The sequence below is a fragment of the Pirellulales bacterium genome, assembly GCA_035656635.1.
In the GTDB taxonomy this organism is placed as follows: Bacteria; Planctomycetota; Planctomycetia; order Pirellulales; family JADZDJ01; genus DATJYL01.
In genome coordinates this window covers 86,177-102,188 of sequence record DASRSD010000184.1, presented here as the reverse complement: position 1 = coordinate 102,188, position 16,012 = coordinate 86,177, and the positions used below count along the sequence as shown (strand labels likewise).

Below are 16,012 nucleotides of genomic sequence, written 5' to 3'. Positions count from 1 at the left end.
GCTCGAAAAGTCGCTGTGGGGTTTTGCCACGCAAACCCTTCGTGATTTCGAAGTTGTCATCGCTGATGACGGCTCCGGCCCCCCGACCCGAGAAACTATTGATCGCACCCGGCATGAAACGGGTTTAAGCATTCAACATGTTTGGCATGAAGACTGCGGCTTCCGCAAATGTACGATATTGAATCGAGCGATTATGGCGGCCCAGGGGAATTACTTGGTGTTCACCGACGGCGATTGCATTCCTCGGCGTGACTTCCTGGAAGTCCACCATCGGTTGGCTGCGCCCGGGCGATTTTTGTCCGGCGGTTATTTTAAACTGCCTTTGGAGTTGAGTCGCATCATCACGCGCGACGACATTGCTGCCGATCGCGCTACTAGGGCTACTTGGCTCCGCGCGTGCGGCTTGCGCTGGAGCCGAAAGAATTTCAAAATCTCCACCGGCCCTCTCATGGCAAAACTGCTTGATACCTTCACCACTACGCGGGCCACATGGAACGGCCAAAACGCATCCGGCTGGAAAGCAGATTTGATTCGTGTGAACGGCTTTGACGAACGCATGGAATACGGCGGGCTAGATCGCGAATTAGGCGAACGTTTGATGAATGCTGGCCTGCGCGGCAAGTTGCTGCGATACCGTGCTGTCTGCGTGCATTTAGACCATGCGCGCGGATACGCGCGCCCCGATTCATTGGCGCGCAACCAAGCAATTCGTCGTGAAACTCGTCGCACTCGTGCGGTGTGGACGGCATATGGAATTGTCAAACAATCGCGACCAGCGCTGGTCCATGCCGCGTGAAAGCGCGCAGTGGTTTGAACAAATTAGATTCTAATTGTCCTGCGGTCATCCGCATCACATCGGCCATGCAACTATCCGTCATCATCAGCACGTACAACCAGCCTGCTTGGCTGGAAAAAGTTATTTGGGGGTATGTCGCGCAGACGCACTGCGAGTTTGAGCTTGTGATTGCCGATGACGGATCGCAGACAGAAACGCGCGACACCATCGATCGGTTGCGGCAAGAAACAGGCCTGGTAATTCGCCACGTGTGGCATGAGGACCGCGGCTTTCGAAAATGCACCATTTTAAATCAGGCGACTTTGCAAACTCGGTCGGAATATCTTGTGTTTACCGACGGTGATTGCATTCCGCGGAGTGATTTTCTGGCTCAACACGCCGCCTCTGCCCGGCCGGGTTGCATGCTATCCGGCAGTACCGTTCGATTGCCCAAAGAGCTCAGTCAGCGGATTACAAAAGCTGACATTCTGACGGGGCAGGCCACGAATTTCCGCTGGTTGTGCGCTCGCGGATTGCCATGGAATTTGAAATTGTTGCGACGCTCTGCTGGCCCACGCTTGGCGCGATGGCTTGATCGGCTTACGTTCCGCACGTTTCACTGGATGGGCTGCAATGCCTCGATGTGGAAAGCAGACTTACTGCGAGTGAACGGATTTGATGAACGCATTGCGTATCTTTACGACGATTGGGAATTAGGCGAGCGGTTAAAAAATCTGGGCATCCGTGGCAAACGTGTGAATTGCCAAGCGGTGTGTGTTCACTTAGATCATGCTCGCGGCTATTTGCGGGCGGAAGCCAAGGCGCACAATCGTGCAATTTACGACGAAACGCGCCGCAGTCGCGCGGTAGGGACAGCGTACGGCATCGTAAAGCAAACCGAGCCGTTGGAAAAGCAAGCCGCTTAAAACGAATTCTGGCTAAACTGCGCCGATTGCTTTTCGGACACCCACATAAGCCTGATGTGCTTTTAGGCAGGTCGCACGAAATACATCAGGATGCCCCACTCCCGTAAGCCGCAACGTTTCGACATTTCCGAGCTTAAATACTAAATCGCCAGCCGGATACCATTCCTGTCCCGGCCGCACCTCGATTTCAATAGTATTGAAACGATCTAAATCAACATATCGAGCGGCAGTCCAGGACGGACGTCCTTTTCGCCATAAAGTGACTAGTGCGATCAAAGCATCACTTACTTTCGGCCCGTTCTCCACAATTACACGACGATTGGTGAGCCGATAACGCCGGGCAACTCCTGGCGCCAACATCCAAAAGAACAGCAGCAACCCAATTGGCATCGTAAGGGCCATTACTAATCGGCCGAGCGTAAATATCCAAAATCCTGCTCGAATTGCATACAACCGGCCAAGAAACCGCCCTAAACCTGTGGCGGCAATGGTAGGCCACTCGATAGTAACGGTAGCTTCTGTCAATTGGCTGGGAATTACACCAGCGATGGCTTGTTTCATGTCAGGCTTGTTGTGCGCACAGAATTTGAATCCAAAGAAAGCTGTACACAAAAAGTAGCAAACGGCTGCACAGTTTGCCAGAGTATGAACGTACAAAAATTTTAGAAATGTTCGCTCGGGCCAATAATTTCCAGGGAATTCAATTGTACGGCGATGCTTATCAGCTTGACGTCAGACAATTTTTGCCTGAGAGCACACGAATCAGAGAAATAACTAGATTTGCTGTGAGTAAAATACCTAACTCTCGGTTTTGCAGCAATCATATGATTGTGCTGAAAACTTCTTGAACCGCATTCTCCATGGAAGGCCAACATGCAAAAGGATTCCGATGATATTCTGATTGTCGGTGCCGGACCCGTCGGTCTGATGATGGCTGCGGAGCTTCGGCGTCATGGCATGCCGTGCCGGATTGTGGAACGGTTGGAAAAGCCCGCACCGTTTTGCAAAGCGCTGGGCATTACTCCGCGTACCCTGGAAATATGGGACGACTTGGGCATTGTGAACCAGGCTTTGGTGGCCGGCATGGAGTTGATCGGCTTGGCGAATATTGCCAATGGAGACATCGAACATGCCCAGGAGACTTCTGCTGCGCTGTCCGAAGGCGCTTATGGATTTTTGACGCTTGCCCAGTACGAAGTGGAGCGAATTCTCACGGAACATTTGGTTTCGTTGGGCGGACAAATTGAACGAGGGGTAGAACTGGCTGAAGTGCAACAAAATGATCACACAGTTCAAGTGAAGCTCAATCATGCCACAGGCTCAAGCGAAATCGTCCAATGCCGGTACCTCATTGGGTGCGACGGTGGCCGCAGTATCGTACGTCATGCGCTGCAGTTGCCATTCGAAGGGGATCATTACGAACAAGTATTTATGTTGGCCGATATTGAACTCGACGCCCCTTTAAAGCGCGGATACGCCTACAAAATGGCGCGTTTTGAAAATGACAAGATGCTGGGCGCCGGAGCCTGCATTCCTATACCGGGCAATTCGCGACGGTACCGTTTTACGACGGGCGCGCCGCCGGAAATGATTCCTGCCGAATTGACTGCAGCTGACCAAGTTAAGCACGGCATTAGCCAATTGGGTCCAACATTAGAACAAATTCAAGAGGTAGTCGATTGGCTGTTTTGCGCGCACGTTTCGGCTAGTAATTTACGATGGTCTGCATTTTATCGCATCAGCCATCGTATTGTTTCGCAGTACAATGTGTGCCGAATTTTTCTTGCGGGTGATGCGGCCCATCTTCATCCACCTCTAGGTGGACAAGGGATGAATGCCGGGTTGCAAGATGCCTACAATTTGGCCTGGAAATTGGTCCTGGAATTGCGCGGATTGTCCGTCCCCGGTCTGCTGGAAAGCTATAACGCAGAACGTCGATCAATCGGCCAGCAAATTGTGGATCGCACAACAGCTCGCATGAACCGTGTAATGCAGGGCAACGTCGACGAACAAGAGCCAATTCGCGACGACTCGCAGCTATTCTTGAATTATCGGGACAGTCCTTTGGCGGTAAATGATTTGGATGTAGCCAAAATCAATGCCAGCGCGCCATTCGCCGGCGATCGCGCGCCCGACGTGCGGGGGCTGAAGCGCAGCAACGTACATTACGAATCCCGACTATTCGATCTGACGCGGGGGACCCACCACACACTATTGTTGTATACGGCGGTTGTCGGTGACTTATGGACTGATTGCCGACAATTTTGTGATATTTGCAGGGCGTTGCGTCAGCAATTCGGCAGTTTGATTCAGACGTTTGTCATCGCCCCAGCCAACGGCACAATACCTTCGATCGAAGGCTTATCAATTGTCGCAGACAGCCGGGAAGAATTTGCAAAACTTTACAGTCCTGGCCGCAGCAGCGGAATTCTCATTCGTCCCGATGGCTACATTGGCTATCGCACGGAGTCATTCAATCTTGGCCGGCTGCAAGCCTATCTGAAGCGCATATTTCGCGATCAAACGGATGAATAGCCTAGTTTCATTCAAGAAGTGCAGTCGGTCAGAAATTACTTCCGTGCAAAGCGTTCATCTTCCAAACCCAGCCGCTTCATTTTTTTGTACAACGTGGTGCGGTTGATGCCCAATTCCAACGCAGTGGCTTGTCGGTTCCAGCCATTTCGCTGCAGCACTTCGAAAATGATTTGCTTTTCCGGCGCGGTCATCGCCTGTTTCAGGTTGTGACCAAGCTCGGAATGTGCAGAAATCGGGGCTTCTACCGCCAATTGCGGAGGTAAATCTTCCACTTGCACTACGTCGGTTTTTCCCAGCAGCACGGCGCGTTCGACCACGTTTTGCAACTCTCGTACATTGCCGGGCCAGCGGTATCGTTGCAAAGCGGTGAGGGCATCTTCGGCAAAACCGTTCACTTTTCGGCCCGATTCGCGGCAAACTTCGTCCAGGAAATGCTTTGCTAATAACGGAATGTCGCTCAATCGTTCTCGTAGCGGCGGCAGTTCGATATTGATTACGTTCACACGGTAATACAAATCCTGTCGGAAGCGTCCCTCGGCCACGGCTTTGGAGAGATCTTCATTTGTGGCCAGTATTATCCGGCAATCAGTATGAATGGTTTTGGTGCCGCCAACGGGTTCGAATTCGAACTCTTGCAAGACTCGCAACAACTTAACCTGCATGGCTGCACTGGCCGTGCTGATTTCATCCAAAAAAATCGTGCCGCCATCGGCCAGCTTGAATTTGCCAATTTTATCACCCGTTGCGCCAGTGAATGAACCGGCTACGTGCCCGAACAGCTCGCTTTCCAAGAGCGTTTCGGGCAAGGCGCCGCAAGCAATTTCCACAAACGGCTTGTCTCGCCGGGCGCTATGGCGATGCATGGCCCGACCAACCATCGATTTGCCAGTGCCGCTTTCGCCAGTGATTAACACGGTGGCTTTTGTGTCGGCAACGCTTTCGATCATGTCGAAAATACGCCGCATGCGATGATCGTGTCCGAGCACGTTTTCAATTCCAAACCGCAGATCAAGCTGGGCCTTCAAATTCTTGTTTTCCTCTAACACTTCGCGCTGATTGAGGGCGCGGTGAATGGCTAACTCCAGCTCTTCATCGATCAATGGTTTGGTGAGTAAATCGAACGCCCCAGCCCGAATAGCTTCGATCGCCGTTTCCACCGTTCCGTAACCGGTGAGCAAAATTACTGGCACCGCCGGATTGCGGAGACGTGAAAATGCCAGTATTTCAAAACCATCGCGATCGGGCAGCCGAATGTCGACCAACAGCAGGTCATATGCCTTACGTTCAATGGCCGACACTGCCGAAGCATAGTCGCCGGCTACGTCTACCTTGTAATCTTGTTCCCGCAACCAATCCGCCATCGAAGTCAGAACATGTCGGTCGTCGTCAACCAACAGCAGTGTGCTTTTTTTCATGAATTCACCGGAATGCCGCTTCAGTGGTGTGAAAATAGCAGCGTGCTGTGCTGCCATGATTCGCCGTTTTTCGTGACTAAATTTTGTTTTTGTTTATTACGGGGTTGTCCAATCCGTTTACCGCGGACAATCCTTGTTCCTTTAAATGCTTGCGTGCACAGAAACTAGCGTCTAACCGCGACGGTAAACAGCAACCCCGTCGATGTTTATCTACGTCATAGGTGTCGAACGTCAACGCATTCGCAAGGTTTGGCGCGGGGGAGTTTCAGAAATGCGGGTTATAGGAGATAATCGGGCTCGCAGTGCGAGTGGTGAGTATGTACGTAGTAATAGCCGATATAGGCGGTCTCTTCGCACACTTGCCCGTCGCCTTTTAGCATGGACTCCTCATTCGCCGGAGCCAAAAACATGATCATCGCTGTTGGTTGTGACCATGCAGGATTTGCGTTGAAAAAACACGTGATGGCGCAGGTGCAAGCCGTCGGGCACAGCGTGCTGGAATGTGGAGCTACCACACTAGTGCCGGACGACGATTATCCTGATTACGCCTTAGCAGTGGCTGAGGCTGTGCGCGGCGAAAAAGCCCAGCGAGGCATTGTCGTCTGTGGCAGCGGAGTGGGAGTAAGTGTGGCGGCCAACAAAATTCCGGGCATTCGTGCGGCCATGTGTCACGATACTTTCTCCGCGCGCCAGGGTGTAGAAGACGATTCGATGAACGTGCTATGCCTGGGAGCACGTGTGATCGGTCCTGAATTGGCCAATGAGGTGGTTCGCGCGTATTTAGGAGCGGAATTCTCCGCTGCGACTCGCCATCAGCGACGGCTGGATAAAGTCATGAAGATCGAAGCCGACGCCATCGCTGGAAGACTCTGATCGACAGCTAACTCAACTAAATCGGCCATGCTACTCATAAGCAGTTGTCAAACTAGCACTTCCGACGATGTTGTAATTCCCATTAACGCCCAAGATCTCTGTCGCTAAGATTTATTACGATGGTTTGTGGCCGTCTAGAAGTCTGTTACTAATCCATTCATTTGTTGGCGTTGTAGTTTTTACCGAGATGACAATCGAACTGGAAACACAGGTTGGTAGCCTCAGCCTGGAATTTGTCGAAGGCTTGTTGTCTGATTATTTGCGTGATCCCGACAGCATTCCTCCGGACTGGCGCGCTTACTTTGATAATATAATCCGGAATCAAAGCCGCGCTTCTGTCGCAGCGGCTTCTGCCGATGGTGATAAATCCATCGCGACTGGCCAGCGCAATGGTAATGAAGGCAATGGCAACGTTGGGGAGTTGGCACTGAAACAAATCGGTCCATCATTCCGTCCATCGAGTATGTTTTCGCGGCCGGGAAATGTCCGAGCTGCATCGCATACCTCGGTGTCATCAATTCAGTCAGCAGACAGCACTTCGCCAGCATCGCCACCCCAAACACCGCATTTGCCGGCGAGGTCGTCTTCGACGCCATCGCAAGTAACTCCTCAGTCCGGCGATCAGTTGGGTATGGCGGTGTTGCAGGATCGAGTCGACCAATTGATTCGCGCTTATCGAGTGCGCGGCCATTTGGTGGCGCGGCTCGATCCGCTGGGATTCCCTCGGCCCGAGTTGCCTGAATTAGACCCAGAGTTTTATGGCTTTACCTCGTCGGACATGGATCGCGAATTTTCCACCGCCACGATTGAAGGTCCACAATCGATGACGTTAGGCCGCATCATTCAGCGACTTAAAAATACCTATTGTCGAAGTATTGGTGTGCAATTCATGCACATGGACGATTTGCCGGTTCGGCAGTGGCTGCAGGAACGGATGGAAGGGTCAGAAAACCACTGTACACTCAGTCGCAAAGAACAGCTACGCATTTTGCACGGGCTCACCAGCGCCACGGTGTTCGAGGAATTTATTCAACGACGTTTCTTGGGCGCTAAAAGCTTCTCGCTGGAAGGCGCCGAAACTCTCATCCCGCTGTTGGATTTAACCGTTGAACGTGCCGGCGAGCACAAAGTGGAAGAAATCGTACTGGCCATGGCGCATCGCGGCCGGCTGAATGTGCTGGCCAACGTGATCGGCAAAAGCGCACAGCAAATTTTCCGTGAATTCGCCGATATCGATCCTGAGCTTCACATCGGTCGAGGCGACGTGAAGTATCACTTGGGACATTCGGCCGATATAAAAACGGCTACAGGTCATCGTCTGCATTTGTCGCTGTGTTTTAATCCCAGTCATTTAGAGTTCGTCAACCCTGTGGCAATGGGTCGGGTAAGGGCAAAACAAGATCGCGTAGAAGATCACGACCGTCGGCGCGGCATGTTGCTGCTGATTCACGGCGACGCCGCATTTGCCGGCGAAGGAATCATCCAGGAAACACTGAATCTTAGCCAACTCGAAGCATACAAAATTGGTGGCGCGATGCACGTGGTGCTAAATAACCAAATCGGCTTCACCACCAGTCCAGCGGAAGCACGCAGCACCACCTACGCCACCGACGTGGCCAAAATGTTGCAAATTCCTATCTTCCACGTCAACGGAGAAGACCCAGAAGCTGTGGCGCAAGTCGTCCGGCTGGCAATGGATTTTCGCCGCGAGTTCCAGCGCGACGTAGTGATCGATATGTACTGTTACCGCCGTCGCGGACACAACGAAGCTGATGAACCGCAATTTACGCAACCGCTGTTGTATCAGGCCATCGAGCGCCGCAAAAATGTGCGCGAAGGTTATTTGGATCACTTGCTGAAGCTGGGTGGCATCGATCGGGAGGCTGCCGATCATATCGCCGCCGAGTTGCGAAACCAGCTTGAGGAAGAGCTTTCGGCCGCCAAAAGCGAGGATTTTGTGCCGCGACCCGATCTGGCCAGCTTTTGGGCGTTTTACATCGGCGGTCGCGAACGAGAGGCCGCGGAAGTCGAAACTGACATGAAGCGCGAACAACTGGCCGACCTGTTGGGCATGCTCTCGCATGTGCCACGGGGATTTAATCCGCATCCCAAAATTCTGCGTTGGCTGGAAAGCCGCCGCGAAATGATCGATGGCCGCCGTCCTATCGATTGGTCTGCCGCCGAATCCCTGGCCATCGGCAGCCTGGCGGTGCAAAAACTGCGCGTGCGAATTAGCGGACAAGATACAGAACGCGGCACCTTCAGCCATCGCCACGCCGTCTTGCACGATATCGCCACAGGGCAACATTACATGCCGCTGGCGAATTTGACGTTCGACCAAGCTTCCGTGGAAATTTACAATAGCCCGCTTTCCGAAGCCGGCGTGTTGGGATTTGAATATGGATACAGTCTGGATTGCCCCGATGGTCTGGTCATGTGGGAAGCACAATTCGGCGACTTTGTGAACGCAGCGCAGGTAATTATCGACCAATTCATCGTCAGCGCGGAAGATAAATGGAGGCGACTTAGCGGCATCGTGCTCCTCTTGCCGCACGGCTTCGAAGGCATGGGGCCGGAACACTCCAGCGCTCGGCTGGAACGGTTTTTGTCGCTTGCGGCTAAAGATAATATTCAAGTGTGTAACCTCACGACGCCAGCCCAATTGTTTCATTGTCTCAGGCGGCAAGTGTTGCGTGTATGGCGAAAACCGCTGGTGTTGATGACGCCGAAAAGCTTGCTGCGACATCCGCAGTGCATAAGCACCTTGGACGAACTAGCCCAAGGCAAATTTTTACGCGTGCTGCCCGACGTGCCGCCACCGGAGCGCACCGTCGTGGAGCGGGTCTTGCTTTGTTCTGGAAAAATCTACTACGAATTGGAGCAGAAGCGCCGCCAGTCAAACAAAACCAACGTCGCGATTCTTCGCATGGAGCAACTCTACCCGCTGCCCAAAGAACCGTTGAAGGCGGCACTCGCCAATTACCGCGACGGCACGCCAGTATTTTGGATTCAGGAAGAACCGGAAAACATGGGAGCTTGGCGCTATCTGAAAGTTCACCTCGGCGAGCGGCTGTTCGATCGCTTTCCATTTTCCGGCATCTATCGCCAAAGCGCCGCCAGCCCCGCCACCGGCAGCGCCAGCAGCCACAAGCTGGAACAGGAAGAGCTGCTGGCACGCGCGCTGGGCGAATAATGTGGCCTCTTGATGTCGTCCAGTTTTGTGTTAGGTTCGACACCCATCGCCTCATTGTTCGGATACCACCATGCCCGTTGAATTGAAAGTTCCTGAAGTCGGCGAGTCGATCACCGAAGTCCACATCGGCCAGTGGCGAAAGCAAGTGGGGCAACGGGCCGAAAAGGATGAAAACCTCGTCGAGTTAGAAAGCGACAAGGCCACTGTCGATTTGCCGGCTCCTGTTTCCGGCACGCTCACTCAAATTCTGAAACAGCCCGGCGAAGTTGCCCGGGTGGGCGAGGTGATTGGCTACATGGCTGCCGGCGCCGAAGCGGGAACCGCTCCCGCACCGCAAGCACTCAAGCCAACCACTGTAACCCCGGTTCCGGCGGTCAGCCCTGTGTCGGCAGCACGTCCAACGGTCGAAGCCATGTCGAGTCCCTTCCCAAAAGCCGGCAAGCAAACTCGAATCATGCCGGCGGCCGAACGGCTGATGGCCCAGGAAAAAATTCATCCCGAAGCCGTCACTCCCACCGGTCCCGGCGGACGAATATTGAAGGAAGATGTGCAACGAGCCACGGAACAGGCGGGCCATGCGGCTCCGCCTGCCTCGGCCGCGACTGTGGCACAAGCACCCGCAGCGCCGCAAGCTCCTCCCGTCTCGCAACCAGTGCAACCGCAATTCCGTGGAGAAATCGTACCGGCCGATTTGTCTCGCGGCCAATCGAAAACCGATTTTGCACCGGCTGCCTATCCGCGCGAGGAAGAAATGGTGGTGATGAGCCCCATCCGCCGCCGCATTGCCGAGCGGCTGGTCGAAGCTCAACATTCCGCCGCGCTACTCACCACCTTCAACGAAGTCGATATGACCGAAGTCATCGCGCTGCGAAGTAAGCATCGCGAACAGTACGAACAGCAATACGGCGTGAAGCTGGGCTTCATGTCGTTCTTTGTGAAAGCGGCGGTCGAGGCGCTCAAGCACGTGCCGCAACTCAATGCCGAGGTGCGCAATCCGCATATTGTGTATCACAATTATTACGATATCGGCATCGCCGTCGGCGGCGGCAAAGGATTGGTTGTGCCCGTGTTGCGCAATGCCGAGTTCATGAGCTTTGCCGAAGTCGAGCAAAAAATCGCCGACTTCGGCCGCCGCGCCAAAGAAAACAAGCTCAAGCTGGAAGAGCTGCAAGGCGGCACGTTCACCATTTCCAACGGCGGCATATACGGCTCCATGCTCTCCACGCCCATCGTCAATCCGCCACAAAGTGGTATTTTGGGTTTGCACGCCATTCAAGATCGTCCGGCCGTGCATAACGGCCAGGTAGTCGTGCGGCCCATGATGTACGTGGCCCTCACCTACGATCACCGCATTGTCGATGGCCGCGAAGCCGTGCTGTTCCTTAAGCGCATCAAGGAAACCATTGAGGAACCGACGCGGATCCTGCTGGAAATTTGAATGACAAAGCACGATCTCATCGTTATTGGCGGCGGACCGGGCGGTTACATCGCCGCCATTCGCGCAGCCCAACTGGGGCTGGACACCGCCTGCGTGGAACGAGAATCTCGCTTGGGAGGCACGTGTTTGCGGGTCGGCTGCATTCCCAGCAAAGCGATGTTGGAATCGAGCGAGAAATTCGCTGAAGTCCAGCACAAGCTTTCCGAACACGGCGTGAAAGTCAGCGGCGTCGCGCTTGATTTGCCCACCTTGCTCAGTCGCAAAGAGCAAGTGGTCGATGTGCTGTGCAAAGGGGTCGAATCGCTCTTTCGCAAGCATAAAATCACTCGGTATTCCGGCTGGGGCCAGCTTGCCGGACCCGGTCAAGTTTCGATCACCGCCGACGGGGGCGCCGTCCAGCAACTTTCGGCCCAACACATTATTCTCGCGCCGGGAAGTAAGCCCGCGCTGCTGCCAGGCATCGAATTGCACAGCGACCGGGTCGGCACCAGCACCGAAGCGCTGTCGTATGCCGAAGTGCCCAAGCATTTGGTCGTGGTCGGCGGCGGATATATTGGCTTGGAATTGAGTTCGGTTTGGAACCGGCTGGGGGCCAAAGTCACGGTGCTGGAATTTCTGAATCGCATTTTGCCCGGCACCGATAGCGAACTGGCCGGCGATGCACTCAAGCTGTTTCAAAAGCAAGGCCTCGAATTTCGCCTGGGCAGCCGCGTTACTTCGGCCCGGTTCGATACGGCTCGGAATATCTGCGTTGTCGAGTGTGCCGGCGCCGAGTCGATGGAATGCGATCGTGTACTCGTCGCCGTCGGCCGCACACCGGCCACGCAAAACTTGGGTCTGGAAACGGTGGACGTCGCGCTCGATTCCAAGGGCCGAATTCCGGTCTCCGAAGGATTCCGCACCACCGCTGCCGGCCTGTACGCCATTGGCGATTGCATTGCCGGCCCCATGCTCGCTCACAAGGCCGAAGAAGATGGCGTGGCCTGCGTCGAGGGCATCGTCACCGGCTACAGTCACGTCGATTACAATTTGGTGCCGTCGGTCATTTACACGCACCCGGAAATTGCTGCGGTCGGCAAAACGGAAGATCAACTCGCCGCCGAAGGCACGCCGTTTCGCAAGGGAACATTTCCGTTTCGCGCCAACGCCCGGGCTCGTACCCTGGCCGATATGGACGGGAAGGTGAAAATCCTGGCCCATTCGCAAACTGATCGGGTGCTGGGCGTGCATATTATGGGCCCGCGGGCTGGCGATCTGATTGCCGAAGCCGCCGCCGCCATGACGTTCGGGGCCTCCAGCGAAGATATTGCCCGCACCTGCCACGCCCATCCCACTCTGAGCGAGGCGGTGAAGGAAGCGGCCCTGGCCGTCGATGGTCGCACGCTGAATTTGTAACTCCCGCCGAACTTGCACATTCGCGGAATTACTCTTCGCAGAAAATTTCGCAACTTCCGCCAGGCCGGCCGCAGCATTTTTCCGGTGTTGTCCCAGATTTTTATCTTCGGGACAGAACTCTTCAATTTTGTCAGTCGCTTGGGCCCGCCGGCTGGGCAATCCCGCAGGTTGTGGAACATTCGCATGCGACGTAATCGGGTGAAATAACGTCCAAGAATGTCGGTTTTTGGTAAATTGTTGATCGATGTCGGCAGACATGCGTGGCGATCGCTTAAAATGTGAGGGTTGAGTTGGCATCTACCGCAAAGCACAAGCACGATATGCACGATACAGAACCTATGTACACTACACGAATTTGCCTGGCGATTCAATGTGATTTTTGAGCCAGTCGCGGCAGGAGCATTCGAATCGAGGAAGAAAGCCGCGGCGGCGAATTTCATTTTCTGATCATCACGGTCGAGGGTGTCGGGAAGCTGGAAAAAACGCGGGGATACAAAAATAATTCAGGATAAACGCAAATCGTTGCTCCTGTTCTTGTTCAGTTTCTCTCTGCGACTCCGCGTCTCCGCGGTTCAGAATCAATAAGGCACAGCGTGGGAAACAGGAAACAGGGCATGAATCGCACAGCACGATGGATAGGATCAATCGCGCTCGTCGTTTTGGCCGGCACGGTGCTCTACCGCGGCGCGATCACCGCTGCGCGCACCGAAGGAGGCTGGAACATTCTCGGCGAGCAGTTAGTCGCCGGGTTGCCGCACCTTTTCGCCGGCCAGCAAAGTTCCGATCAAATCTGGTACCGGGCCAAACAGCGGCTGATGGACGCTGCCACGCAAATGGCAGCAGAACCGCAGGCCACGGCCGCCGATTGCATGGGCATGGCTTGGCTCCTCGCCGGGGCCACCAGCGCACGCACTTCGCCCGATCCGGCCATCGTGGGGCGCATCATGTGGGGCCTGCCGCCTGAAAATCCCAACTGGAACAAGTGGCAGCAAGTCAATCGTCAACTGCTCGAACGCGCTCAGGAGTTAGCCGCCCAAGCCACCCAGCGCCAGCCGCGGCGCAACGATTGGTGGCGCTTGCGGGCCCTCTTGATGCTGCGGCCGGAGTATCGCCAGTCCGACGTAAATGGCTTACAGGAAGGTGCTGCCCATGATCCGGACAACGCGCTGTACGAATATTTATTGGCCAGCGAAAAAATGAATCGGGCCTTTGCCACCCGGGCAACCGACGACGGTCCGGCCGAGTATCTCGCCGACGAACCATTGTTCGCAGCCGGCCAACACCAGTACGAATGGGCAGCGCACAAGCCGGCGCTGTGGTGCGGCGAAGCAGGTCTGGCTGCGGTAGGCCCTGCCTTGCGGGCTATCGCGGCGCCGTTGCCCATGAAGTTGACGTGGAGCAATGCAGCGGAATTCGAGCAGGCAACATTGTCGTTAGTTCAACACATTAGCTCTCTAATCAACGATGACTATCTATCGCCGGCGGAACAGATCAAATGGCGTAACTGGCTGGCAAAAAATCAAACATGGTCTCAGCAGCTTGTCATCGAACCCAAAACACTGTGGATGAGAACTGGCCAGGCCAGTTCCATGGGGTCAAATCCGTCGCAAGCGGCCCTGATGCGCCAAATCTCCATGGTGTCGGCCCGCGAAGAAAATCTCTGGCAAGCTTCGGCCTTATATTCAATTGCCGCGGTAGCTGCGGCCGTCATGGCGATCATGTTTTTGCTGCTGGCGCTGGTGAGTTGGATTGGCGTGGCTGTTTGGCGCGCAGTTCCTCAAGCGCCGATCAAAACTGGGCTCGTACTCGCCCCGCTGCTGCTGGGCGCGGTTCTGGCGCTAACGTACGAATTTTTGGGAATGGCGCCTGCCTACGAGCCGACATTGCGTAAAAATCCTTGGCAGGTGGGAGCTTTTTTTATAGCCGCTGGCATCGCCCTGGCTTGGCTGCTGGTGCGCATGGGGCGGTTTGCTTGGCGACAATCGCGGCTTGCCAGCCAGGAGCGGGCGGCCGGTTATCAACCAGCCCGGTGGACCGTGGTGGTGGGCGTTTCGCTCATGTCGATAGTGGCCTTGTTTAGCGTGATCGATGTTGGCTTTCGCGCCGGTGTTGCCAACATCCTGTTAAAATTTCCGGCCAATCTTTTCTCGCACAAGGTCGATTTTGTTACCGTCTAGGCGTTGGGAGCCGGAACGAATTGGCCACGATCGCACGAGCAGATCGAAGCCGCACTGGAATGGGGCGCTCGCGGCGGCGCGCTCCTCACGGTGGGAATTACTTTCGCCGGGTTGATTCTGGCCGGTTATCGCCGGCAAAGTTCCAAGACGTTTTCTCAACCGTTGCCGCCCGCGCAAGAGGCTGTGCCAAGTTTAGGCGTGCCACGTTCAGGCGTTTCACAGCGGAGCCGCCGCTGGTCTGGCGCGGTGTATTATGCTCGAAATTCCGCGCTGTGGCCGGCGCTGTTGCTGCTGCTGGCCAGCATCGGGCTGAGCTCGCAATGGATTAGCGACGTAAACAGCAATTACCAGCGCGAGCTGGCGCGGCTGGACACTCCCGCCTGGCTGTCCCAACTGGCGGACGAGCACGCCAAGGAACTGAAGCTGAACTTACCGGACGGGCAAACGTCGTGGGTGCGGGCGCAGCCGCCGTGAGTACCGTTGTGCGGAATGACGGGTGGCTGCGAATTTTCGCGCGCGCTGGCGGGCAGTAATTTCGTTCTATTTAATGGCGGGCACTCCCGGATGCACTGGCACTGTCCGGGAAAGCGGGGGGGCGGCTCTCGGAACGGAGCGGAGGATGGGTATGTACAACACAAACTTATGCCGCCGGCCAAGGGGCTGGGCGGTAATGGTGAGCCTGATTTTTGTCGTCGCACAATCGGCCGGTGAGCCGCTGACCGGGTGGGCTCAAACGGGCAGTTGTATGGGCGGGCAATCATCGTCGACGGCGTCTTCATCTACGCCGACGTCGTCGTCCACCCAATCGAGCACGGCCGCTGCGCAGCAACTGAATAGCGCCGCCACGGCGCTAACGCAGTTGCTGCAAAGCGGCCTGCTTACGACGGCCCAGCAGCAGCGCGTTTCGTCGCTGTTAAGTGCCGTGCAAAACGCCATGAATGGCGGCACGCTTAGCAGCACTCAACTGCGGCAATTGAACGCCGCCATGACGGCCGCCCGAACGGCAGCGGCCAGAACCACTGCGGCTAGAAACACAGCGGCCGGGCAAGCACAAAGCAGCGGCGGCGGTGGCAGCGTAGCCAGTTCGTCCGCACTGCGCTCTGGTTCCTTAGCAGCGAATGCCCGACTGGGTGCGATGCTGCAACGACCGGGAATTTCCGCCGCCGGCAGGGCGCGGTGAGACGAGCTATTTAAGTCGCTAGGAGCGCAGAACCCGCTCCGCAGACTCCGCGGCGCGGCTAAACGTTCGGATGCCTGGGGCAAAACGAAGTGTCGCCCCAGCGGT

12 protein-coding genes are annotated in these 16,012 nt (G+C 55.4%); 10 read left to right on the top strand and 2 right to left on the bottom strand.

Going from position 1 to position 16,012, the window contains the following annotated elements; genetic code table 11:
• Both VFE46_19765 and VFE46_19760 read left to right on the top strand, forming a co-directional pair.
• Window positions 1–796: glycosyltransferase (locus tag VFE46_19765; protein ID HZZ30246.1), on the top strand; the 796-nt coding region annotated here is incomplete at its 5' end.
• Between the two features lie 65 nt (window positions 797–861).
• Window positions 862–1,701: a glycosyltransferase gene (locus VFE46_19760; GenBank protein ID HZZ30245.1), complete on the top strand. Its 840-nt coding sequence runs from the start codon at window positions 862–864 to the stop codon at window positions 1,699–1,701.
• A 12-nt stretch (window positions 1,702–1,713) separates the two neighbouring features.
• Here VFE46_19760 and VFE46_19755 read toward each other — a convergent pair whose 3' ends face one another.
• Window positions 1,714–2,262 carry a PH domain-containing protein gene (locus tag VFE46_19755; GenBank protein HZZ30244.1) on the bottom strand — a complete coding sequence of 183 codons (549 nt, stop codon included), beginning with the start codon at window positions 2,260–2,262 and terminating at the stop codon, window positions 1,714–1,716.
• A gap of 312 nt (window positions 2,263–2,574) precedes the next feature.
• On the opposite strand from VFE46_19755, the gene VFE46_19750 reads away from it, so the two are divergent.
• Complete coding sequence (locus VFE46_19750; GenBank protein HZZ30243.1) at window positions 2,575–4,236, top strand: FAD-dependent monooxygenase; 1,662 nt, start codon at window positions 2,575–2,577, stop codon at window positions 4,234–4,236.
• Between the two features lie 35 nt (window positions 4,237–4,271).
• On the opposite strand, the gene VFE46_19745 is transcribed toward VFE46_19750, so the two are convergent.
• Complete coding sequence (locus VFE46_19745; GenBank protein ID HZZ30242.1) at window positions 4,272–5,651, bottom strand: sigma-54 dependent transcriptional regulator; 1,380 nt, start codon at window positions 5,649–5,651, stop codon at window positions 4,272–4,274.
• 408 nt (window positions 5,652–6,059) lie between these two features.
• Between VFE46_19745 and rpiB the strand changes: the two genes are divergently transcribed.
• From rpiB to VFE46_19710, 7 genes are all read left to right on the top strand, one after another.
• On the top strand, window positions 6,060–6,524 hold the full coding sequence (gene rpiB, locus VFE46_19740; protein HZZ30241.1) for a ribose 5-phosphate isomerase B: 465 nt from the start codon (window positions 6,060–6,062) through the stop codon (window positions 6,522–6,524).
• 187 nt (window positions 6,525–6,711) lie between these two features.
• Window positions 6,712–9,717 carry a 2-oxoglutarate dehydrogenase E1 component gene (locus tag VFE46_19735; GenBank protein HZZ30240.1) on the top strand — a complete coding sequence of 1,002 codons (3,006 nt, stop codon included), beginning with the start codon at window positions 6,712–6,714 and terminating at the stop codon, window positions 9,715–9,717.
• A 70-nt stretch (window positions 9,718–9,787) separates the two neighbouring features.
• A complete protein-coding gene (gene odhB, locus VFE46_19730; protein ID HZZ30239.1) occupies window positions 9,788–11,155 on the top strand; it encodes a 2-oxoglutarate dehydrogenase complex dihydrolipoyllysine-residue succinyltransferase in 1,368 nt (455 codons plus the stop codon).
• Window positions 11,156–12,550: a dihydrolipoyl dehydrogenase gene (lpdA, locus tag VFE46_19725; protein ID HZZ30238.1), complete on the top strand. Its 1,395-nt coding sequence runs from the start codon at window positions 11,156–11,158 to the stop codon at window positions 12,548–12,550.
• A 614-nt stretch (window positions 12,551–13,164) separates the two neighbouring features.
• Entirely contained in the window at window positions 13,165–14,727 is a 1,563-nt protein-coding gene (locus VFE46_19720) for a hypothetical protein (GenBank protein ID HZZ30237.1), read from the top strand.
• 3 nt (window positions 14,728–14,730) lie between these two features.
• Complete coding sequence (locus tag VFE46_19715) at window positions 14,731–15,201, top strand: hypothetical protein (protein ID HZZ30236.1); 471 nt, start codon at window positions 14,731–14,733, stop codon at window positions 15,199–15,201.
• Between the two features lie 151 nt (window positions 15,202–15,352).
• Window positions 15,353–15,907, top strand: coding sequence for a hypothetical protein (locus tag VFE46_19710; GenBank protein ID HZZ30235.1), 555 nt, complete (start codon window positions 15,353–15,355; stop codon window positions 15,905–15,907).
• The last annotated feature ends 105 nt before the right edge of the window (window positions 15,908–16,012 follow it).